This is a genomic window from Klebsiella sp. DY2415, from assembly GCF_026314315.1.
Lineage (GTDB): Bacteria > Pseudomonadota > Gammaproteobacteria > Enterobacterales > Enterobacteriaceae > Klebsiella > Klebsiella ornithinolytica.
Genome location: NZ_CP111115.1, coordinates 3029681 through 3051760, shown reverse-complemented (window position 1 = coordinate 3051760; position 22080 = coordinate 3029681). Strand labels below are relative to the sequence as shown.

19 protein-coding genes are annotated in these 22080 nt (G+C 54.5%); 7 read left to right on the top strand and 12 right to left on the bottom strand.

All coding sequences use genetic code 11. The features are described 5' to 3' along the window. Positions 1-37: 37 nt before the first annotated feature. From OQV00_RS14350 to OQV00_RS14340, 3 genes are all read right to left on the bottom strand, one after another. The gene (locus OQV00_RS14350; protein WP_015584480.1) at positions 38-727 is read right to left on the bottom strand and encodes a helix-turn-helix transcriptional regulator; all 690 of its coding nucleotides are present in this window, start codon (positions 725-727) and stop codon (positions 38-40) included. Positions 728-1133: 406 nt separating this feature from the next. After that, the gene (locus OQV00_RS14345; protein ID WP_064357116.1) at positions 1134-2216 is read right to left on the bottom strand and encodes an oxidoreductase; all 1083 of its coding nucleotides are present in this window, start codon (positions 2214-2216) and stop codon (positions 1134-1136) included. A 13-nt stretch (positions 2217-2229) separates the two neighbouring features. After that, the gene (locus tag OQV00_RS14340) at positions 2230-2976 is read right to left on the bottom strand and encodes a DeoR/GlpR family DNA-binding transcription regulator (protein ID WP_004861208.1); all 747 of its coding nucleotides are present in this window, start codon (positions 2974-2976) and stop codon (positions 2230-2232) included. Positions 2977-3588: 612 nt separating this feature from the next. Here OQV00_RS14340 and zntB point away from each other — a divergent pair. The 3 genes from zntB (at position 3589) to dbpA (ending at position 6425) form a co-directional block, all read left to right on the top strand. Beyond that, entirely contained in the window at positions 3589-4572 is a 984-nt protein-coding gene (gene zntB, locus OQV00_RS14335) for a zinc transporter ZntB (RefSeq protein WP_004861213.1), read from the top strand. Positions 4573-4851: 279 nt separating this feature from the next. Continuing rightward, complete coding sequence (gene ynaL, locus OQV00_RS27090) at positions 4852-5037, top strand: proline-rich small protein YnaL (RefSeq protein ID WP_071824622.1); 186 nt, start codon at positions 4852-4854, stop codon at positions 5035-5037. A gap of 14 nt (positions 5038-5051) precedes the next feature. Further along, positions 5052-6425: an ATP-dependent RNA helicase DbpA gene (dbpA, locus tag OQV00_RS14330; protein ID WP_004861223.1), complete on the top strand. Its 1374-nt coding sequence runs from the start codon at positions 5052-5054 to the stop codon at positions 6423-6425. 44 nt (positions 6426-6469) lie between these two features. Here dbpA and ttcA read toward each other — a convergent pair whose 3' ends face one another. The 4 genes from ttcA to nifJ all read right to left on the bottom strand — a co-directional run bounded on the left by ttcA (position 6470) and on the right by nifJ (position 12649). Further along, a complete protein-coding gene (gene ttcA / locus OQV00_RS14325; protein ID WP_266278792.1) occupies positions 6470-7405 on the bottom strand; it encodes a tRNA 2-thiocytidine(32) synthetase TtcA in 936 nt (311 codons plus the stop codon). Positions 7406-7599: 194 nt separating this feature from the next. Continuing rightward, positions 7600-8034, bottom strand: coding sequence for a universal stress protein UspF (gene uspF, locus OQV00_RS14320; protein WP_004861228.1), 435 nt, complete (start codon positions 8032-8034; stop codon positions 7600-7602). Positions 8035-8107: 73 nt separating this feature from the next. Further along, on the bottom strand, positions 8108-8326 hold the full coding sequence (locus OQV00_RS14315) for a KTSC domain-containing protein (protein ID WP_004861230.1): 219 nt from the start codon (positions 8324-8326) through the stop codon (positions 8108-8110). A 795-nt stretch (positions 8327-9121) separates the two neighbouring features. Continuing rightward, complete coding sequence (gene nifJ / locus OQV00_RS14310; RefSeq protein ID WP_086816728.1) at positions 9122-12649, bottom strand: pyruvate:ferredoxin (flavodoxin) oxidoreductase; 3528 nt, start codon at positions 12647-12649, stop codon at positions 9122-9124. A gap of 1362 nt (positions 12650-14011) precedes the next feature. Here nifJ and OQV00_RS14305 point away from each other — a divergent pair. Next, on the top strand, positions 14012-14278 hold the full coding sequence (locus tag OQV00_RS14305; protein ID WP_004861238.1) for a putative hemolysin: 267 nt from the start codon (positions 14012-14014) through the stop codon (positions 14276-14278). On the opposite strand, the gene hslJ is transcribed toward OQV00_RS14305, so the two are convergent. The 3 genes from hslJ to OQV00_RS14290 all read right to left on the bottom strand — a co-directional run bounded on the left by hslJ (position 14275) and on the right by OQV00_RS14290 (position 16457). Then, the gene (hslJ, locus tag OQV00_RS14300) at positions 14275-14697 is read right to left on the bottom strand and encodes a heat shock protein HslJ (protein WP_004861241.1); all 423 of its coding nucleotides are present in this window, start codon (positions 14695-14697) and stop codon (positions 14275-14277) included. The genes OQV00_RS14305 and hslJ overlap by 4 nt on opposite strands. 124 nt (positions 14698-14821) lie before the next feature. Then, positions 14822-15811 carry a 2-hydroxyacid dehydrogenase gene (locus tag OQV00_RS14295; RefSeq protein WP_004861243.1) on the bottom strand — a complete coding sequence of 330 codons (990 nt, stop codon included), beginning with the start codon at positions 15809-15811 and terminating at the stop codon, positions 14822-14824. A gap of 145 nt (positions 15812-15956) precedes the next feature. Continuing rightward, the gene (locus OQV00_RS14290; RefSeq protein WP_015584476.1) at positions 15957-16457 is read right to left on the bottom strand and encodes a DedA family protein; all 501 of its coding nucleotides are present in this window, start codon (positions 16455-16457) and stop codon (positions 15957-15959) included. Between the two features lie 415 nt (positions 16458-16872). Here OQV00_RS14290 and OQV00_RS14285 point away from each other — a divergent pair, with 415 nt between their 5' ends. The 3 genes from OQV00_RS14285 to OQV00_RS14275 are packed head-to-tail and all read left to right on the top strand — an operon-like array spanning position 16873 to position 20025. Further along, the gene (locus tag OQV00_RS14285; RefSeq protein ID WP_032724707.1) at positions 16873-19512 is read left to right on the top strand and encodes a YdbH family protein; all 2640 of its coding nucleotides are present in this window, start codon (positions 16873-16875) and stop codon (positions 19510-19512) included. Beyond that, a complete protein-coding gene (locus OQV00_RS14280; protein ID WP_004861256.1) occupies positions 19509-19694 on the top strand; it encodes a YnbE family lipoprotein in 186 nt (61 codons plus the stop codon). The genes OQV00_RS14285 and OQV00_RS14280 overlap by 4 nt, the downstream gene beginning before the upstream one ends. A 7-nt stretch (positions 19695-19701) precedes the next feature. Then, a complete protein-coding gene (locus OQV00_RS14275) occupies positions 19702-20025 on the top strand; it encodes a YdbL family probable chaperone protein (protein WP_004861259.1) in 324 nt (107 codons plus the stop codon). A gap of 91 nt (positions 20026-20116) precedes the next feature. Here the strand turns inward: OQV00_RS14275 and OQV00_RS14270 are convergent, their stop codons facing one another. Both OQV00_RS14270 and OQV00_RS14265 read right to left on the bottom strand, forming a co-directional pair. Further along, positions 20117-20551 carry a PTS sugar transporter subunit IIA gene (locus tag OQV00_RS14270; RefSeq protein WP_004861262.1) on the bottom strand — a complete coding sequence of 145 codons (435 nt, stop codon included), beginning with the start codon at positions 20549-20551 and terminating at the stop codon, positions 20117-20119. Then, a complete protein-coding gene (locus tag OQV00_RS14265) occupies positions 20541-21986 on the bottom strand; it encodes a sugar porter family MFS transporter (RefSeq protein ID WP_048024565.1) in 1446 nt (481 codons plus the stop codon). Before OQV00_RS14265 ends, OQV00_RS14270 begins: the two co-directional genes overlap by 11 nt. Between the last annotated feature and the right edge of the window lie 94 nt (positions 21987-22080).

Here is a 22080-nt window from a genome sequence, read left to right as displayed (position 1 = left end):
TCGGGGTGAGTATACAAATTAGCTGTGACAGTTTTTGTCAGTACTCTTTCTCCTCGCAGATCCCTTCTTTGAATCTCCATTTTTTCAATAAAACCGTTCTGCTTTCACTATATGTAGAATCCAGCTGTGCCAGCTCTTTAATTTTATCAGTTCTAAAATGACGAAAATCATTTCTCATCTCACACCAGGCCACCAAAAGCCAGCATGACTCCATATATACCAATCCGATGGGCCATATGACTCGAGAAGAGTAAGTGTCTTTCTTGTCACAATACTTTATTTCGATTTTCTTTCGCTTTTTAATAGCATTGCGGATATCTTCAAAAAACAGTTCATTGTTTTCTGAAGGACCGATCAGATAGGATTGACTCTCAATAAGATTTTTTAATTCACCAGGAATGACGGCATGTATTTTGGCAAGGGCATTCCTTGCGGTATTCTTGAAATCATAATCCGTATTATGAGATACCCAATTTAACCCAAGCGTAATAGCATTGATTTCTTCATGAGAAAGGTTTAAGGGTGGCAAATGAAAGTCAGACTTAACGATATAACCAATTCCAGCACCGCCTTCAATGCACACGCCTTGATGTTGTAGCGTTTTTATATCTCTGTAAAGGGAGCGTACACTTACTCCTAATCTTATCGAGAGAGTGGATGCGGTGATCGGGTATCTTTGCGCCCTTAATATCTGTAGTAATTCGAGAAGCCTTTCTGTTCTGGTCATGCTGATCAATCCATCCTGATCCTGAGACGATATCTTAACGCATCTGTTGGATAAGCATCTTAGTACAAAGTAAGCGTACACGCTTAAGTTGAACTGTGCCCTTTGATTAATACAGCGCTATATTCGTCATTATTTTATTTAATAATATTAAGCGCTGCAGGCAAGGGCATAACTACCTGAAAAGGTACCGCTGGTTTCAGAGCGCGCCGTCAGCCGGAGCCAACCGATAAGAATGTAGCCGAAAACCATACCTGGCTGCGGGCGAGGATATCCGCCTGGTATCAACGTCGCTGAACGGCGGACAATCTGCGCGATCGGCTGAATGGGCTGGCACGGTGAGTACCGCGACCAGCCACGTGCGGCGGGGCATGACCTGTGGAAACCGCAGGTCATGGGAGCCCCCTGATTATTGCAATGCCGCCAGCTCATCCGCGGTCAGCGCAACGCTTTGCACCGTACCTGATTCCGCCGACTGTACCGCCGCTTCTAATACCGCCATTACCGCCAGCGCCTGCAGCGGCTGGACCGGGTTCTCGATCTTGCCGGTTAACGCATCGCGCACGTTAATATAGTACTGGCGCTGGTCGCCCTGCGGAGTAGGGATCTCGCGCGACTGCGAGCTGGCATCAAACACCACGAGGCTGTCGTCGTCATGCCCCCAGCTTTCGCTGCCGGGAACCACCCCGGCCAGCAGCTGGCTTTCCTGGCGATCGGCTTTCTGTTTCACCACGCTGCCTTTATCTCCGTGGACGGTAAAGCGCGATACGCCACCGGCCACCAGCATGCTGCAGTGCAAAATCACCTTATGCTGCGCGTAGTTTAAGACCACATGCGCCCAGTCATTAATCTCCGCGCCCTGGCGCAGGGTGGCGATATTGCCCTGCACCGACTGCGGCAGGCCGAACAGCTGTAGCGCCTGATCGATCAGGTGCGGCCCCAAATCGAACCATAATCCGCTGCCGGGGACATTTTGTTCTCTCCAGCGCACGCGAACTTCCGGGCGGAAACGGTCAAAATGCGACTCAAAGTGCTTAACATTGCCGATAAGTCCTTGTTCGATAACCTGTTTAATGCCGAGGAAATCGCTGTCCCAGCGGCGGTTATGGAAGACCGAAAGCAGCAGCTGCTTCTCTTCCGCCAGCGCAATCAGCTCGCGGGCTTCCTGCATATCCAGCGTAAAGGGCTTATCCACTACCACATGTTTCCCGGCATTCAGCGCCAGTTTGGCTAACGGGGCGTGCGTGGCGTTGGGGGAGGCGATCACCACCAGGTCAATATCCGGGTGTTGAACGGCCTGTTCTGGCGAGCCGATGACGGTGACATCCGGCAGATCGCGCTTCACCTTCTCTTCATCGCCGGACGCAACGACCGCCAGCGTGAGGCCTTCCACCGACTGAATCAGCGGGGCGTGAAACGTTTTGCCGACGAACCCATAGCCGATCAGCGCAATATTAATGTTTTTACCTTCACGAGCGATGACTTTTTTCATTACCCTCTCCACGTTATTGAGCGTCAGCAATGTTGACCTGCAGCGCGCTAGTATCCCCGAGCTCTTCCCAGGGCTTGTCTAAAAATAACTGATGTATGTCTGTTAATTCGGCCACCAGATGCGGCTCGCAGTGGTTCAACTTCATATGATCGGCGACCAGCCAGTGCTCGGTGCTTGCCGCCAGCATGGCGCGTTTGATTTCAGCATCGGCCTCCTGGCTGGCGCTTAAACCGAGTTGCGCATGGATGGCGCAGGCGCCGAGGATGGCGATATCGGCACGATAGCGCGCCAGCAATGCCAGGGTGGCGCTGCCGGCAAACAGCCGCTGCTGCACATCCCATGTTCCCCCCAGCATGATCAGCTGGATATCCGGGCGGGTGCTGAAATGCGAGGCAATATCTAATGAGGTGGTGATAACCGTCATCGGGCCTTGAATCTGGGTCGCGACGGCCAGAACGGTACTGCCGGCATCTAAAAAGAGGGTCGAACCGGCGGGTATTTTGCTGGCGACCAGGCGGCCTAAACGCTGTTTAGTCTGCGGCAGCAGGGCATTTCGGCCCTGGCGATTCATTGCGGAAATGTCGAGCGCGATTGCGCCGCCGTGGTTCTTCTGCGCCAGCCCCTGCTTTTCAAGATCGGCCAGATCGCGGCGCAGGGTGTCTGCAGAAACCTGCAGCTTTTCAACCAGGTCGCTGATACTGACTTGCCCGTTTTCACTAATAAGGTCGACCAGGTACTTTTGTCTGGCGGTTTTATGCATGGTGATGAAATCCTGCAAAATGCTGCAATAACTCGCATAATACAGCATTTCGCAGGAAAAGAAATCGTCCTTGCATCACCTTCTGGAGAGGAGCAGCGATGGGGCGAGGAAAGGGCGGCCGCCCGCTCTACGGAGGAGGTATCGGGCGGTATGGCGCAACGTTCTGCAGGCCCCCCAACCGCTCATCGTTACCGGTCAATATATCCGCGACGGCGCTTCATCAGGGCGTCGGGGCGGGGCGAGACTTTTTTAAGGGGCGGGTTTGCAAAACGGCAACTCCGGTCTACTCTTACTCCTGCTCATAACAATGAAGGAGATAAAAACATGTGTACCAATTTGCACGATAACGCTCGTCAGTACGCAGAAGAGAAAAAATGAACGGCTCCTGCTAGCCTGCCGTCCCGCCGGTATTCATTCTGGCGGTGGTTCATTCAGCGGGCTGGACATATTCTTATGAAACGCACTCATAACCCGCCGTCGGCGGGTTCTTTTTTTATGTTTCTCCTCGTCCGCTTTTCATCAGCGAATTCAGCACCCTGCTGACTTTACCCCTTGATTAACCGATGTGTCAGGCTAGACTAGCAAAAATAAGAACTGACTGACGGAGGTCTGGTGGACGCCATTAAGGGATCGGAATTGAACGTGCCGGATGCGGTTTTTGCCTGGCAATTCGACGGGCAGGGCGGCGTGAAGCCGCTGACTGACAGTGACGCTATCGATAAGGAGCATCCCTGTTGGTTGCATCTGAACTATACCCACGCCGATAGCGCCGAATGGCTGGCATCCACTCCGCTGTTACCCAACAGCGTCCGCGATGCCTTAGCCGGGGAAAGTACCCGTCCCCGGGTCACCCGGGTGGGGGACGGAACGTTAATTACGCTGCGCTGCATTAACGGCAGTACCGATGAGCGGCCTGACCAGCTGGTGGCGATGCGCCTGTATATGGACGAGCGCTTAATCGTCTCTACCCGTCAGCGTCGGGTGCTGGCGCTGGATGATGTGCTCGGCGATCTGCGCGAGGGAACCGGGCCGGTGGACTGCGGCGGCTGGCTGGTGGATATTTGCGATGCGCTGACCGATCACGCCAGCGAATTTATCGAGCAGCTGCATGACCGGATTATCGACCTCGAAGATAACCTGCTGGATCAGCAGGTGCCGCCGCGTGGTTTTCTGGCGCTGCTGCGCAAACAGCTGATCGTGATGCGCCGCTATATGTCTCCGCAGCGCGATGTCTACTCCCGCCTTGCCAGCGAGCGTCTGCCGTGGATGAATGACGATCACCGCCGCAGAATGCAGGATATCGCCGACCGGCTGGGGCGGGGCCTCGATGAGATTGACAGCTGTATTTCCCGGACGGCGATTATGAGCGATGAGATTGCTCAGATTATGCAGGAGGCGCTGTCGCGTCGTACCTATACCATGTCGCTGATGGCGATGGTGTTTCTGCCCAGCACCTTTTTGACCGGTCTGTTTGGCGTCAACCTGGGCGGGATCCCCGGCAATGAGTGGCATTTAGGCTTTTCTATCTTCTGCATAATGTTAGTCGTTCTCATTGGCGGTGTTACATGGTGGTTACATCGTAGTAAATGGCTGTAAATAATCGCTTTTCATCGCCGTCCCTCGCGTGAAAATCCGGGAATGTTTGAGCGAAATCAATAAACCGTCTACCCATTCGGGGCAATATCTCTCTCGCAGGTGAATGCAACGTCAAGCGATGGGCGTTGCGCTCCATATTGTCTTACTTCCTTTTTTGAATTACTGCATAGCACAATTGATTCGTACGACGCCGACTTGATTAAGTCGGCTTTTTTTTGCTCTCTGGTTAGCAGCTTCTACGCTTAATGGGTATACCCGCTCATTCCCGGGAGAATCACCATGCGCTATCAGCCCCTGACATCGATCCCTGTCTCGCCAGAACCTAACGATCCCATACCGGTGCCCGATCCCCGGCCGCGCCCGCATCCGCTGCCCGACCCGCCGCCGGACGATGAGCCGATTAAATTGTCGCATCGCAGGCGCAGATCTGCGAGGATACGCGCCTGCCCTTTGTGTGCCTGTTAATTCGAGAAAAAATTGTGACCGCTTTTTCAACACTGAACGTTTTACCCGCTGCCCAGCTCGCCAATCTCAATGAGCTGGGTTATCTCACGATGACCCCTGTGCAGGCCGCCGCCTTGCCCGCGATTCTGGCGGGTAAAGATGTGCGCGTGCAGGCCAAAACCGGTAGCGGTAAAACAGCGGCATTTGGTCTGGGGCTGCTTCAACATGTTGATGCTACCCTGTTCCAGACACAATCTCTGGTACTGTGCCCGACCCGCGAACTGGCCGATCAGGTCGCGGGTGAGCTGCGTCGTCTGGCGCGCTTTTTACCGAATATTAAAATTTTGACCCTTTGCGGCGGGCAGCCTTTCGGCGCGCAGCGCGATTCGCTGCAGCATGCGCCGCATATCATCGTCGCCACACCGGGCCGTTTGTTAGATCACCTGCAAAAGGGCACCGTGTCGCTGGATGCGCTGCAGACTCTGGTGATGGATGAAGCCGATCGGATGCTGGATATGGGCTTCAGCGAGGCCATCGATGAGGTGATCCGCTTTGCCCCGGCCGAACGTCAGACGCTGCTGTTCTCCGCCACCTGGCCGGAAGCGATCGCGGCGATCAGCGGGCGGGTACAAAACCATCCGCTGACCATTGAGACCGATTCCGTCGACGCGCTGCCGGCAATCGAGCAGCAGTTTTTCGAAACCTCCCAGCGCGGAAAAATCCCGCTGCTGCAAACGCTGCTCAGCCAGCATCAGCCGGCCTCTTGCGTGGTGTTTTGCAACACCAAAAAAGATTGTCAGGCGGTTTGCGATTCGCTGAATGCCGCGGGGCAGAGCGCGCTGTCGCTGCACGGCGATCTTGAACAACGCGATCGCGATCAGACGCTGGTGCGATTTGCCAACGGGAGTTCTCGTGTGCTGGTCGCCACCGACGTTGCCGCGCGCGGCCTCGATATTAAATCGCTGGAGCTGGTGGTTAACTATGAGCTGGCCTGGGATCCGGAAGTTCACGTGCACCGTATCGGGCGTACCGCCCGCGCGGGTGAGAGCGGTCTGGCTATCAGCCTCTGCGCGCCGGAAGAGGCGCAGCGCGCCAATATCCTGGCAGAGATGCTGCAGCTGAAGCTGAACTGGGTGAGCGCGCCGACCAACGGCAATATCAAACCGCTTCACGCAGAGATGGCGACGCTGTGTATCGATGGCGGGAAGAAAGCGAAAATGCGCGCTGGCGATGTGCTCGGCGCGTTGACCGGCGATATGGGCTTTGACGGCGCCGACATCGGCAAGATTAACGTCCATCCTGCGCATGTCTATGTGGCCATTCGCCAGAGCGTGGCGCAGAAGGCCTATAAGCAGCTGCAGAACGGTAAGATTAAAGGCAAAAACTGCCGCGTTCGCCTGCTGAAATAAGCGATGACAAGGCGTCTCAGAGGTGACTCTGAGACGCCGGTGGGTTACTTCACTTCGACCACGTTCAGGCGCAGTTCATCCAGCTGCGCGGCATCGTCTTCCGGCTGCCAGCCGGCAGGCTGCAGCGGAATCTCTTCCCGGTCAAACGCCAGATCGCCGCCATCAACCACTTCTGAGTTGTGGTTAATCCCTTTAAAGTCAAACAGGTTGATGTCGCTCAGATGCGACGGCACCACGTTCTGCATGGCGCTGAACATGGTTTCTATACGGCCAGGATAGCGCTTATCCCAGTCGCGCAGCATATCGGCGATCACCTGGCGCTGCAGGTTAGGCTGCGAACCGCACAGGTTGCACGGAATGATCGGGAAACCTTTCGCCTGCGAAAAACGCTCAATGTCTTTTTCACGGCAGTATGCCAGCGGGCGAATCACGATGTGTTTACCGTCATCGCTCATCAGCTTCGGCGGCATGCCTTTCATTTTGCCGCCGTAGAACATGTTCAGGAACAGCGTCTGTAAAATATCGTCGCGGTGATGGCCGAGGGCAATCTTAGTCGCGCCCAGTTCACTGGCGGTACGGTACAGGATACCGCGACGCAGACGCGAACAGAGCGAGCAGGTGGTTTTGCCTTCAGGAATCTTCTCTTTGACGATCCCGTAGGTGTTTTCTTCGACAATTTTGTACTCGACGCCAAGCTGCTCGAGATATTCCGGCAGAATGTGGGCGGGAAAACCCGGCTGCTTCTGATCGAGGTTGACCGCGACCAGCGAGAATGAAATCGGCGCGCTTTTCTGCAGGCTGCGCAGGATTTCCAGCATGGTGTAGCTATCTTTACCGCCGGACAGGCAAACCATAATCCGGTCGCCGTCTTCGATCATGTTGAAATCGGCAATGGCTTCGCCGACGTTACGGCGCAGGCGCTTTTGCAATTTATCGAGGTTGTACTTTTCTTTTTTGCTAACTTCTTGATTTTGCAGCATTTAATAATAGCTCAATTCATGGTGTGGCACACGCACTCTGCCCACGGCACGGCGGGTGGTCGCAATTAATGACGTCAGTCTAAGTCTGTGGCGTGTATGGTACGGATTCGCGGTGGGGATGTCAGCACATTTCCGGTAGTTTAACCTGACAGATGTTGAGATAAAAAGCCCGCCGTGAGGGCGGGCTGAAGGGGTTAACGCACAACCAGTACGGAACAGTCGGCATGACGAACGACGGCCGCGGCGTTGGAGCCGAGCAGATAGGTCGTTATGTCCGGGCGGTGAGAGGCGATAATCACCAGATCGGCCGGCAGCGTTTTCGCCAGCTCCAGAATGTTATCCTTCGGCGAACCTTCCTTAACATGGAAATGCACCCGGTCTTCAGGAATGGCGAACTGAGCGACGAACTCTTTCAGACGCGTTTCCGATTCCGCTTTAAACTCATCCATCGGCGGTAGTTCGGTGGTATAGGCCATCCCCAGCGAGGCGTAGTAGGGAAGGGATGGAATCACGGTCAGAAAGTGTACTTCGGCATCGTCAATACGCGCTTCCGCCTCAACGTGACAGACAACGCGTTGAGTTAATTCTTTTTCAGATATATCAATAGGTACAAGAATTATTCTGGCCATAAAACCTCCTGTTTAAGTAACCGCTTAAAGTGTACGCCATTTGGCGGCATGATGTACCATGACGGGTCACATTTTAGCGTGAGCTACCCCGATGTTCGGTAAATTTCCCTTTGATGACGCCATCATAAAAACGTCCCTTGGAGACCACCTGCAAAAAAAGGCGATAGATGCGTTCGGGCACCTTCTCATAGCGGAGCGTGGTGGCGTCGTGAAACCGGATTTCGAGGATGCCAGAGGCTTCGTCATAGGCGATGGAGGCGATTCGGGATGATTTTACGGGTTGATGATCCATGGCTGGCGTCCTTTACGGCAGGCTTTACCGGCAATATATCATTTATCGGGTAACGGTTTTAATACACCAGGGATATTGTTTTGATTTGATTGATGTTCCCGGCACGACGCGATAAAACAGCGTTGCTGTGGGCGGGACTTTGCATCACAGCGGATACAGTGGCACCGGTGCGACGATGCAGGCGCCAGAGGAGCGTTATGCGATAAGGCGTTGTCATCTTTGCCCTATAGACTGGCTATAGAATAAACACCGGCAAAGTATCTCGCTTGAAGTCATACATCGTTGCAATACCCGCATATGGAACGAGACTTTTTATGGTCATTGCTCATGCCGGATATAATGTGTTTTAAATATCAGGCCAATATTATGTTGATTCCTTTATAAATCTGCAGGCGATGAATAACGTATTTGATAAGCGTTATACATAATGATGACTTCAATTGGATATTTCTGAAGTATTTTTATTTTAAATTTAGAGTGGTGCTGAGGGTGTTATAAATAACAAAGAAGTGTAAGGGTAAAAAAATGATCTGAGCGGTAATAGAGCCTGTAGACGAAAAGATACACCTGTTATGATAATGGTTTGGTGAATGTATAAACTGAATATATACAAAATAAAAATTATACAGAACGGGATTATTCGCTTATTATCCGTGCGTTATTGCCTTCTATTGTCGCCAGCTTCTTTATTATGTTCGTCACATATTCACGCACGATATTATTTTGACGATAAAAATGACAAGCCCGAATGAATATTCGGGCTTTTTTTATGCTAAGGCTTAAAAACAGAGCGGGTTAACTCTCGGTTGCCGGTTTCTCCGCTTTGCCGGCCATCTGGGCCAGGAAGTCATAGCGTTTTTGCAAATCCGCCGCCGCATCCTTCCACAGCTGCTCCGCCACTTCGGGTTGCTGGGAGTTGAGGCGACGGAAACGTTGCTCGTTAAGCAGCGTTTCGGCCAGCGCATCTGACGGTGGGCGAGAGTCCAGCGCCAGCGGCAGTTTGCCTTCATCCGCACGACGAGGGTCGAAGCGGTACAGCGGCCAGAAGCCGGTGGCGGTCAGCTGACGCATCTGATCGTGGCTGAGCGCCAGATCGTAACCGTGCTCTTCGCAGGGGCTGTAGGCGATAATCAGCGACGGGCCAGGGTAGGCCTCCGCTTCCTGAATCGCTTTCACCGTCTGATTCAGCTGCGCCCCCAGCGAAATTTGCGCGACGTAAACATGCCCGTACATCATCATGCTGACGCCGAGGTCCTTACGCGCCTTGCGCTTGCCATGCTCACCAAATTTGGTGACCGCGCCGAGCGGAGTCGCCTTCGATGCCTGGCCGCCGGTATTGGAATAACACTGGGTATCGAGAACCAGAATGTTGACGTTTTCGGTCAGGCTCAGGACGTGGTCGAGACCGCCGAAGCCAATGTCATAGGCCCAGCCATCGCCGCCGATAAGCCAGATGGATTTCTCAACCAGCGCATCGGCATCGGTTAAGAGCTCCTTCGCACCGGCTTCATTAGCCAGAACCTGGCGTAGCTCGGCCACCTGTTCGCGGCGCACCTCTGGGGTGGCGTCGGCCTGCAGCGCCTCATACAATGCTGGCGGCAGTTTATCGGCAAACGTTGACAGCAGGCGCATGACGCGCTGACGGTGCTGGTCGACGGTTAAGCGGAAGCCGAGGCCAAATTCGGCGTTGTCTTCGAACAGCGAGTTTGCCCACGCCGGGCCACGGCCGTTGGCGTCGGTGGTATACGGTGTGGATGGCAGATTACCGCCGTAAATCGACGAGCAGCCGGTGGCGTTAGCGATCAGCATCCGATCCCCGTACAGCTGGGTCAGCAGTTTGATATACGGCGTTTCGCCGCAGCCGGAACAGGCCCCGGAATATTCAAACAGCGGGCTGATCAGTTGCGAGGTGCGGATATCAATCCGCTCCAGAGTGCTGCGGTCGATTTCCGGCAGGTTGAGGAAGAAGTCGTAGTTCACTTTCTCTTCTTCCACATGCTCAAGGCGCGACATCATGTTGATGGCCTTGATTTCAGGATTCTGCCGGTCTTTTGCCGGACACACTTCCACGCACAGGTTACAGCCGGTGCAATCTTCCGGCGCCACCTGCAGGACATATTTCTGCCCGCGCATATCGCGCGATTTGACATCCAGGGAGTGCAGACTGGCCGGGGCCGCCTCCATGGCCTGCGGAGGGACCACTTTGGCGCGAATCGCTGAATGCGGGCAGGCGGCGACGCAGTGGTTACACTGAGTGCACAGCTCCTCCTTCCAGATGGGGATCTCTTCGGCGATATTGCGTTTTTCCCAGCGCGTGGTGCCCATTGGCCAGGTGCCATCCGGCGGCAGCGCGGAGACCGGTAGCGCATCGCCGAGCCCGGCCAGCATCGCGGCGGTGACGGTTTTCACAAAATCCGGCGCGGCATCGGAGACCACCGGCGGACGGTTCGGGCTGGAGGCATCGACCGGGCGCAACGGCACTTCGGCCAACGATTCGCGCGCCAGCGCCAGCGCCTGCCAGTTGCGCTCAACCAGATCCTGGCCTTTGCTGCTGTAGCTTTTCGCAATGGCGCCCTGCAGTTCGGCCAGCGCGCTGTCGCCCGGCAGAATTTGCGTTAAGTGGAAGAATGCCATCTGCATGACGGTATTGATACGCGCGCCAAGGCTGCATTCTCGGGCAATTTTCGCAGCGTTGACGATATAAAAGCGCGCTTTTTTCTGATTCAGCGTTGCCTGCACTTCCTGCGGCAGGCGCGACCAGACGTCATCCACACCATAAGGTGTATTGAGCAAGAAAATCCCGCCGGGTTTTAACCGCTCAACCATTTGATATTTGTCGATAAACTGTAGCTGATGGCAGCCAACGAAATCGGCCTGCGAGATCAAATAGGAGGAGCGAATCGGTTTCTCACTGACGCGTAAATGCGAAACGGTCAACCCGCCGGCTTTTTTCGAGTCATAGACAAAATAGCCCTGCGAGAACCACGGCGTGGAGTTACCGATAATTTTGATATTGTTTTTAGTGGCCGATACGCTGCCATCGCTGCCGAGGCCGTAGAACAGCGCCTCCAGTTTGGCTTCTGACGGCAGGGTGTTCTCCCCGAGCGGCAGGGAGAGATTGGTCACATCATCATAAATGCCGACGGTGAATCGCGGTTTGGGCCGGGCTTCGCGCAATTCATTGAAGATAGCCAGCACGCACTCCGGGCCGAACTCTTTCGATGAAAGGCCGTAGCGGCCGCCGATGGTGCGGGGCAGAGTTTCACGTTCGCCGCGGTTAAAGGCTTCCGCCAGCGCGGTCATGATATCCAGGTACAGCGGCTCGGCATGGGCGCCCGGTTCTTTGGTGCGATCCAGAACGGCGATAGCGCGGGTGCTTTCCGGCAGTGCCTCCAGCAGATGGGCGGCTGAGAAGGGGCGATAGAGGCGAACTTTCAGGACACCGACTTTTTCGCCACGGCTCAGCAGTTCGTCAACGACCTCTTCACAGGTGCCGATCGCCGAGCCCATAATCACAATCACCCGTTCTGCCTGCGGATGGCCATAAAACTCGAACGGTTTGTACTGACGCCCGGTCGCGGCGGCGAAATCGTTCATCGCCGTTTCAACGTGGTCATAGACCGCGTCGTACCAGGGGTTCGTGGCTTCGCGGGACTGGAAATAAGTATCCGGGTTCGCCGAAGTGCCGCGGATCACCGGATGTTCCGGATTCAGCGCGCGCAGACGGTGCGCGTCAATCTCGTCCTGAGGCAGCAGGTTGCGAATGGTGTCATCCGCAAGCGGGGCGATTTTATTGATTTCATGCGAAGTGCGGAAGCCGTCGAAGAAATGGATAAACGGCACCCGGCTCTTAAGCGTGGCGATATGGGAAATCAGCGCAAAGTCCTGGGCTTCCTGGACGCTGCTGGCGCACAGCATGGCGCAGCCGGTCTGGCGTACGGCCATGACGTCGGAATGGTCGCCGAAGATCGAGAGTGCGTGGGTGGCGACGGTACGAGCGGCAACGTGCAGGACAAACGGCATCAGCTGACCGGCCAGTTTGTACAGCGTGGGGATCATCAGCAGTAAACCCTGCGATGAGGTAAAGGAGGTCGAGAGCGCCCCGGTTTGCAGCGCGCCGTGTACGGCACCGATGGCCCCGGCTTCCGACTGCATTTCGACGACGCGAGGTACGTCTCCCCACACGTTTTTAAGCCCGTTACCCGCCCAGGCATCCGCCTGTTCCGCCATCGTTGAACTGGGCGTAATCGGGTAGATGGCGATAACCTCACTTGTGCGAAACGCGACTGAAGCGGCCGCGCCATTACCGTCGATAGTAATCATAAGAAGACACCCTAACATTGCGCAAAAGAAGAGACCTGACAAACGGCTACAGGTCTTGTAATTATAGTGGCTAGTATAAGGGCATTAGCTATACCCTTGAAGTTGTGAGGCTTTCGAGTGCACAAATTGATCCACGAATTCTTCCCCGGAAGGGCAAAAGATACCGACGGCTTCGTATCTATCTTTATGATTATTATGCATTTATGTTGACAGGCGGCGTAACGGGCAGGTTTCCCCGTGGTGAGAGCCGTGCTGTCGAAGATATCGCCGTTGACGTATCAATCTGCCTGTGGGTCTGAATCAGGGGGCATTATTTATCTGCGAATTCGCGATACCCGATTTTCTAATCCTGACGTTGTGGAATAGCCATTCACGATTAACATTGGCAATGATGGGACATATTGCAGGCGGATGTTAGCGGACTGCGAATGTGAGAACTCCGCTATTTGTGATTTTTGCATTCTGCCTTTACAAAGATAAACAAAGGTTGAAATAAACTCTCTTTTGCGGGTGTTAATATCAGCTCAACATTGCTGGATTAACTACGGAATGGTTAGCAAAAGTCAACCTGGAGAGTTTTTATGCAAAAATCTACCCGAAAAACCCTTTGTACAAAGCGATGGTCACGGACGCCTGAATCACAGGACCTGCAAAAAGATCGGTTTGATCCACTTTGGTCAGAGCATAAAGACAGCGGTTGCCGTAAAAAAGAGTGGAAAAAAGCGGGCTTAACGTTGTGCAGTAAAAATTCCCCCCTGAGATCTGATTGATATTTTTATTAGATTTTGCCTCCTGTATAAAAATCAGGAGGCGGTCTGCCTGGGGATTTTAATTTTAAGGACCATTGGCTGGTTGAGATTATATTTTAGGGTATATCTAAAAATGCCGAACTTTAATGAAAAAAGGTGACCTGGTCGTTGGCTTGCAATTTGATAATAGCATTAACGCTATGATGTCGCCGGCTGGTGGATAAATAGCTGAGCGGGATAACCTTCCTGGCACGATCCGAGCTCCGTAGAGAAGGGCGTCATGACAACCCTGCCATCTGGCGGGGTTTAATCGTTATGGGCGGCATCATCCTGGTCGCGAGAGCAAACGCTCTTTTCTCATCACAAGTACAGCCGTTTTGACGGCGATAGCCACAGCCCGTCTGGAGGACCGCGGCCAGCGGCGTGCATCGCGGGTATAGATGATCCACAGCATTCCTGTCATTTTCCCTGACAAGATCAACGATCGGCGGAAAATTTGCTAAGAAATGTTAATGGGGCGCATAAATACGTATTTCGCCTCTCGACGTCAGGCGCTGCGCTGCCTATTATTCTTGGGTTTGTTTATTTTGGGAAGTTTCTGAGGGGAGAGACGATGCGAGCAGCGTTTTTAGTAGGGTGTGCCGCGTTATTATTGTCGGCCTGTAGTAGCGAACCTGTTCAGCAGGCAACCGCGGCACACGTGTCGCCGGGAATGCGTGCCGCGATGAGCAGCTCAGGGCAGGCGAACTGCGCGATGATTGGCGGCTCATTGTCCGTGGCACGACAGCTTGATGGTTCGGCGATCGGCATGTGCGCGTTACCCAACGGCAAGCGCTGCAGCGAACAGGCGTTAGCGGGTGGAAGCTGCGGTAACTACTAGTTGACCAGGTCGGCGAGTTTATAGACCAGAGTCTGATCGGCAGTGGCCAGCGTCAGCTGATTTTCCGTCAGGTCAACCTGTGCGCCATCGCGCAGCATTTTGCTCAGCGTATTATCCAGCGTATTCAGCTGAGAATCGGTGCACAGCATACGGGTCATCGCCAGCGTTTTGACCTTCAGCTCGCCGCCGCTGATTTTGCCTTTACCGCTAAAGCGGTTGCACATGTTTCCTGAAACATACATATCTTCGCCAAAACTCAGCTCCAGCGGTTTGGCTCCCGCCGCCAGCGCCTGGCCATTCACGCTGGTCAGGACGAAACGATGGTGCTGAAGTTGCTCCGCGCCGGTGGAAACTTTGCTGTTGTAGACACAGCCAGATAACAGCATTCCTGCCGCCAGCAGTGCAGCAAACTTGTTCATTTTTCCTCCAAAACATTTATCACATCTATTAAATACGCACAGTTTAACTTTACTGCAGGCAATTTCTGTGGGGGTTATTTGAAAGTGCCCCCCGTGGAAGGAGGGCACAAAAGGGAAAGGACGATCAGACCAGCGCGTTCGGGCAGGTTTCGCCAGCATCGACCTGGCGCAGGTTATCGAGGGTCGTTTGTGAAATGCTGATCAGCGCCTCGGCGGTCAGGAAAGCCTGGTGCCCGGTGAACAACACGTTATGACAGGCAGAAAGGCGACGGAAGACGTCATCCTGAATCACGTCATTGGACTTATCTTCGAAGAACAGATCGCGTTCATTCTCATACACGTCCATGCCCAGCGCCCCGATTTTCTGGTGTTTCAGCGCATCGATCGCCGCCTGAGAATCAATCAGCGCCCCGCGGCTGGTATTGATCACCATCACGCCGTCTTTCATTTGCTCAAACGCCGCATGATTCAGCAGATGGTAGTTCTCTTCCGTCAGCGGACAGTGCAGGGAGATCACGTCGGACTGCGCATACAGCGTCGGCAAATCAACATACTCGACGCCAAGATCCAGCGCCGCGGCGCTTGGATAGGGATCGAACGCCAGCAGGCGCATGCCAAACCCTTTCAGAATACGCAGCGTGGCGACGCCGATTTTGCCCGTCCCGATCACCCCGGCGGTTTTACCGTGCATGGTAAAGCCGGTTAAACCTTCCAGCGAGAAGTTAGCATCGCGGGTACGCTGGTAGGCGCGGTGGATACGGCGGTTCAACGACATCATCATGCCGATGGCATGTTCAGCCACGGCCTCCGGCGAATAGGCGGGAACGCGGACAACGCGCAGACCCAGCTCTTTTGCCGCATCCAGATCGACGTTGTTAAACCCGGCGCAGCGCAGGGCGATGTACTTCACGCCGTGCGCTTTCAGCTCTTCCAGTACCGGACGGCTTCCGTCATCGTTGACAAAAATGCACACGGCTTCACAACCGTTGGCCGTTTTCGCGGTTTTTTCGGTTAACAGGAAGTCGAAAAATTCGAGTTCAAAGCCATATGTATCATTAACATGCTGAAGGTACTTTTTATCGTACTGCTTCGTACTATACACAGCGATTTTCATAAGACTTTTCTCCAGTGATTATACCGTCACGGTAGCATATTTAAAATAATCGTACAAATATTAAAAATTAGTTTGGCCTGGCGGGTATCTAATAATTCTAGAGCATATCACTGAGTTGAGGTATCTCTTTAAAACACAATGTATTTTACCAAAAACTGAAGCTGAAGGCACCGGGAGCCAGCAGAAGCAGCGGCCAGAGAAGTCCCGAGCTGACATTGGCCAGTTGAAAACGCCAGAACGGCGTGCCGCTGACGCCGCTGGCCAGGGGGAGGGTGGCGCGAAGCGGCGAGAGAAAACGCCCGAAAAACACCGCCCATTCGCCGTGGCGATGGAGAAAGGTCAGGCTACGGGCCAGCCGATCGCCGCGCAGCCAGCGAAGTCGTAGCAGACGATGCTGATAGTACCGTCCCAGCCACCAGGAGATCCAGAATCCACCGATTGCCCCCAGGCTGGCGCTGAGCCACATAAATAAGAAGTGATTCAGGCTGCCGGAGGCGAGCGGGCCGAGCAGCAGCAGCCCGGATGTGCCCGGCACCAGCAGGGAAATCAGCGCACAGGATTTGCTGAACGTCAGCAGGAAGACCAGCAGCAGCAGGAATGAATAGTGGCGCTGGGCATACTCAATAAGCGAAACAAAAAACTCCACGGGATCCGCCCACTTGTTAGATCGATTCCCGCGAGTGTGACAGGCGCTGGCTAAATGGCGGTTAAATAAGCGGATGGCAACAATTCACCATAACGATGATGTCGCAGCAACTATTCTTAGAATCTATCCCGGCTGGGCTATCGGCGCAGGCCGTTTGCACGCGGCCAGCGCGGAGAAAACGGAGCGTACAGGAAGTTGCTGGCGATTTGCATCGCTTCGCTTACCCTGCGGGCCGCGCTGAAGGGCGTGCAAGAATCGCGCGTTGTGAGCTCTGCCCGGGGCAAAATGACAAGCAAAATAGCCCGGATGAGATAGGCTCTTAAGCGGGATAGAAACTTTAACTCACTGGTCGAACGTGCCACAATACGCGCTACTTTCGGCTTTTACTTTTGTTTAATCAGGATATTAACTGCCCATGAAGGGTAAATATAAAGCCGCCATCGCGCTATTGTTAGCACTTATTCTGCTACCGCTGGCCTTGTTGTCGACGCTTACCCATTGGGTACCTACGCTGGCCGGGATCTGGCTGCCAGAGGGAACCCGCATTTCGCTGCACGACAGTCCGCGCCTGACGCGTTCTGCGCTGCGTATTCCCGATTTACGCTATCTGGTCGGCGATTGCGAACTGGCCCGCATAACCAATGCCCGACTCTCACATCCCAGCCGCTGGCGGCTGCAGGTTGACGAACTTGATATCAATAGCGCCTGCCTGAGCAAACTGCCGGAAAGTGAACCGGCATCCGGCGCCCCGCGTACCCTGGCGGAATGGCAGTCCATGCTTCCCTATAGCTGGTTGACGATTGAAAACCTGCGTCTCTCGCCGTGGGAAAAGTGGCAGGGTCGGCTGGTCATGTCATTGACGCCGCAGCAGCAGGATATCGGCTACAGCGGTAAAGAGATGACGCTGCAGGCGCGCCTGCGCGGGCAGGCGCTGACGGTGAGCGACTTTTCCGCGCAGCTGGTTGAAGGACAGGCGCCGGTGAAGCTGGTCGGCGAGTTTCATATGCCGCTGGTGCCGGACGGTTTGCCGGTAGACGGTCATCTGCTCGCCACGCTCGAATTCCCGCAGACGGCAGGACTGGTTGATGCGGAGCTGGAGTGGCAGAAAAACCGTGGGCAGCTGCTGGTTACGCCGCGCGGCGATGTGCAGCCGATGCTCGATTTACCCTGGGAAATCACCCCGGAACGTATTGCCATCAGCGATGGTCGCTGGAGCACCGAGTATGCCGGATATCCGCTGAGCGGCCGCGTGGCCTTGTCGGTTGGCAACTGGCAACAGGGCACCGAGCAGATGCGGGTCAGCGGTCGTCTCAACGTTCTCACCCACGGGGAAGCCGGGAAGGGGAACGCGGTACTGACGATTGGCCCTGGCAAACTGAGCATGGATAACAGCGACATGCCGTTGCGGTTAACCGGCGAGGCCAAGCTCGGCGACCTGATTGTCTATGCCGTGCTGCCGGCGAACCTGACTGGCCCGCTGACCGCGCCGTCGCTGGCGTTCCATCCCGGCGCGCTGCTGCGTTCCCGCGGGCGGGTCATTGATTCGCTCAACATTGACGAAGTTCGTCTGCCGCTGGCCGGGGTGAAGGTGACTCAGCAGGGCGTGGACGGCCGTCTGCAGGCTATTCTGCGCGCGCACGAACAGCAGATGGGCGACTTTTCGCTGCACCTTGACGGTCAGGCCGACAACTTTATGCCCGACAGCGGCCGCTGGCAGTGGCGTTACTGGGGCGAGGGCCGCTTCACGCCGATGCAGGCCAAGTGGGACGTCAAAGGGGCGGGGGCGTGGATAGACAATTCGATTGTGCTGAACAGCCTGTCGACGGGCTTCGATAAGCTGCAGTACGGCACGATGCTGGTCAGCACGCCGCGGTTAACCCTGGATGAACCGGTGCACTGGCTGCGCGGCGAACAGCACCCCAAACTGACCGGCGCGCTATCGCTGGACGCGGGTAAAACCAGCTTTAGCAGCGGCAGCGAACTTCCCCCCTCCACGTTAAAGTTCAAGATCGACGGGCGGGATCCCACCTGGTTTCAGTTTAGCGGGGCGCTCCACGCCAATAAGATAGGTCCCGTGCGGGTCACCGGGCGTTGGGATGGCGAACGTCTGCGGGGCCAGGCCTGGTGGCCAAAACAGTCGTTAACCGTGTTTCAGCCGCTGGTGCCGCCAGACTGGAAAATGAATCTGCGTGAAGGAATGCTGTATGCGCAGGTAGCCTTCTCCGCGGCGGCAGATCAGGGATTTGAAGCCGGCGGCCACGGCGTCTTAAAAGGCGGCAGCGCCTGGATGCCTGACAATCAGATTAATGGCGTAGATTTTGTTCTGCCTTTTCGCTTTAGTCAGGGGACCTGGCAACTGGGAACCCGCCGACCGGTGTCGCTGCGTATTGGCGAAGTCGTCAACCAGGTGACGGCGAAAAACCTCTCGGCGGATCTGCAGGGCTCCTGGCCGTGGAGCGAGCGCGAACCGCTGCAGTTGAGCAACGTCAGCGTGGATGTTCTCGGGGGTAAGGTGACCATGCAGCAGCTGCGTATGCCGCAGCACGACCCGGCGCTACTGCGTCTGCAGCAAATTTCCAGCAGCGAACTGGTGAGCGCGATAAATATCAAGCAATTTGCCATGTCCGGCGCATTTAACGGCGCGCTGCCGCTGTGGCTGAACAATGACAAATGGATCATTAAAGACGGCTGGCTGGGTAACCCGGGGCCGATGACCTTACGTCTTGATAAGGATATGGCGGATGCGATGGTCAATGACAATATTTCCGCCGGTGCGGCGATTAACTGGCTGCGCTATATGGAGATCTCCCGTTCATGGACGCGCATCGATCTCGATAATCTGGGCATGCTGACGCTGAAGGCGACCATCAGCGGAACCAGCCGCGTCGGGGAGCAGAGTAATACGGTGCATTTAAACTATTCTCATCAAGAGAATATTTTTGACCTGTGGCGCAGTTTACGTTTTGGCGACAATTTACAGGCATGGTTTGAGCAAAATGCGGTGCTCCCCGTGCGCAGCTGTACGGACAGTAAAAAGTGTAAGGAACAACAATGATGAAATTGCTAACGCCGGTGCTGATGACGATGCTGCTGGCGGGCTGTACGCCACGAATTGAAATCGCGGCGTCAAAAGAGCCGATCACCATCAATATGAATGTCAAAATTGAGCATGAGATTCATATCAAAGTGGATAAGGATGTTGAAGAGTTACTGAAGTCGCGTAGCGATCTATTCTGAGGTGGCGATGAGAAAACGACTGTTAACGGCGGCGTTGGCGCTTGGCCTTCTCAGCTCATCGGCGCTGGCGCTGACGCTGGGGGAGGCTCGGGAGCAAGGGCGGGTCGGCGAAACGCTGAATGGCTATCTGGCGCCGCTGCGTCAGGATAAGGAAACGCTGGCGCTGGTTAAACAGATCAACGCGGCCAGAAGTGAAAGCTATCAGCAGCTGGCGGATGATAATAACCTGCCGGTGGATGAGGTGGCGAAAATGGCCGGACAAAAACTGGTCTCGCGGGCACAGCCGGGGGAGTATGTTCAGGGACTGAATGGTCAATGGCTGCGGAAATAACGCGCCGGCGCTTTTGCCTGGCAGGAACGGCCGCTGATGAGACTCCCTTTCATCAGCGGCGGCGGGGCCTGACGGCGATTAAGCGTCAGGGTTAGCGGTGTTGTTGTAAAATCGTCAAAAAGTCCTGTTTACTGGAGATCAATGACAGCGCATTTGCAATGATTTCATCGCTGAAAATAGAAGCGATGTCCTTCAGAACATCAATATGCTCTTTCTCTTTGGCAATCACGCCAATGGCGATAAACATGACGTTGCTTCTGTCCCAGATGACGCCGTCCGGGAACTGAAATATTTCTATTCCGGTTTTCAGAATGATATTGGTCGCGGATTTCGGCAGGTGCGGAAGCGTAATGCCATTGCCTAAAAAAGTGGACACCTGACGTTCCCTTTCATCAAGAAAAGCGGTGCAGTTTTCGCTGACGTAGCCTTTCTTTTTAAATTCCTCACCGAGCAGGGTCAACACTTCGGCCTTATTTTTCGCCTTGTAGCCAAGGTGAAGGTTCTCTTGCGTAATATTAGCGATCATTGTGAGCGACCTCCGCGCCGTTATTCACCCGCGCATCATATTTATTAGACGATAACTCTTCTTCTAATTGTTCCAGCGATTTGTTCGAGGTTTCCGGAAGCGCCGTGACCACAAAGATAATCGCGATATAGTTGATGGCCGCGAAAATCAGGAATACCGGACCAAGGCCGAGTTTGGCCTGGAGCAGCGGAAACAGGTAGCTGACAACGGCATTCATGATCCACATGAAAAACACTGAAATCCCCATCGACAGGCCGCGGAATTTCAGCGGGAACAGTTCGGCCAACACCACCCAGGTAATAAAGCCCATTGTCCCCTGCATGACCCCGACAAACAACGCGCCGAGCAGCCAGATCGCCGTCGCTTTGATATCGCCAACCAGCGTGTAATCGACGCCGGCAATGATCAGGTGCAGCGTCGCCATAATGGCAAAGCCATAAATAATGATGGTTTTGCGTTTAAAGCGATCAACGAGGAAGAAGACCCCAACCAGCATTCCCCCCACCGAGAAGACCCCGTTGAGCACGTTGCATATTAAGGAGGTTCTTTCTGAGAAGCCGGCCGTACTCAGGATTTCGGTGCCATAGTACATAATGACATTGACCCCGGTGGTCTGCTGCAACGCAGCCCAAATGATGCCCACCAGCAGTAATTTAAAAATCCACGGCGTGCTGAGAATGGTCAAAAACGCGTTTTGCGTACTGAATTTGCGATCGGCTTCAACTTTGATGAGGGTCGAAATATCGGCAAATTCTTGCGCCGCGCGTTCCGGCGAGCGGATCTGCTTTAATACTTCCAGCGCTTCCTGATGACGGTTTTTGCTCACCAGCCAGCGCGGGCTTTCCGGAGAACGCAACATTCCGACAAATAAACAGATAGCCGGGATGGCCTGCACCATCAACATATATCGCCAGACGTCGGGAAGGTGGCCCCAGATAATACCAATTATGGCGTTGATGGCGAATGCGGCAAGCTGCCCGATAACAATGGCGACCTCATTCAGCCCCGTGAGTTTACCGCGCATTTCCGTGGGGGCAACTTCAGAAATGAACGTCGGTGCCGTGACGGAAGCGCCACCGACGGCATATCCCAGCAGAAAACGGGATAGCAGCAAGACGGTGATATCCGGGGCGAGGGCTGACATTAATGCCCCGACAAGGAAAATAAAGGACAGGCAGAGCAGATATTTGCGTCTGCCAAAATAATCGGCGAGGGTTCCACCAAAAACGCTGCCAATAGCGGCGCCCACCAGCAATACGCTCATGACCAGACCTTCCGTTGTCGGCGTCAGGCTCATATATTGCTTCAGTGAAGAAAATGCACCATTAATAACCCCGGTGTCATAGCCGAATAGCAGGCCGCCAAATGTTGCCACTAGCGTTATTTGGTGAAGCCGCTTTCTTTGCTGTACGTTCAGTTTCATGATAGCTGACATTTTCATACCTTTTATTTTCATTAACAGCACCGGTCATTCTGTTTCTCTTCGCTCGCGGCTACAGTTTTATCCTGTCGAACGATGACGGAGGGAA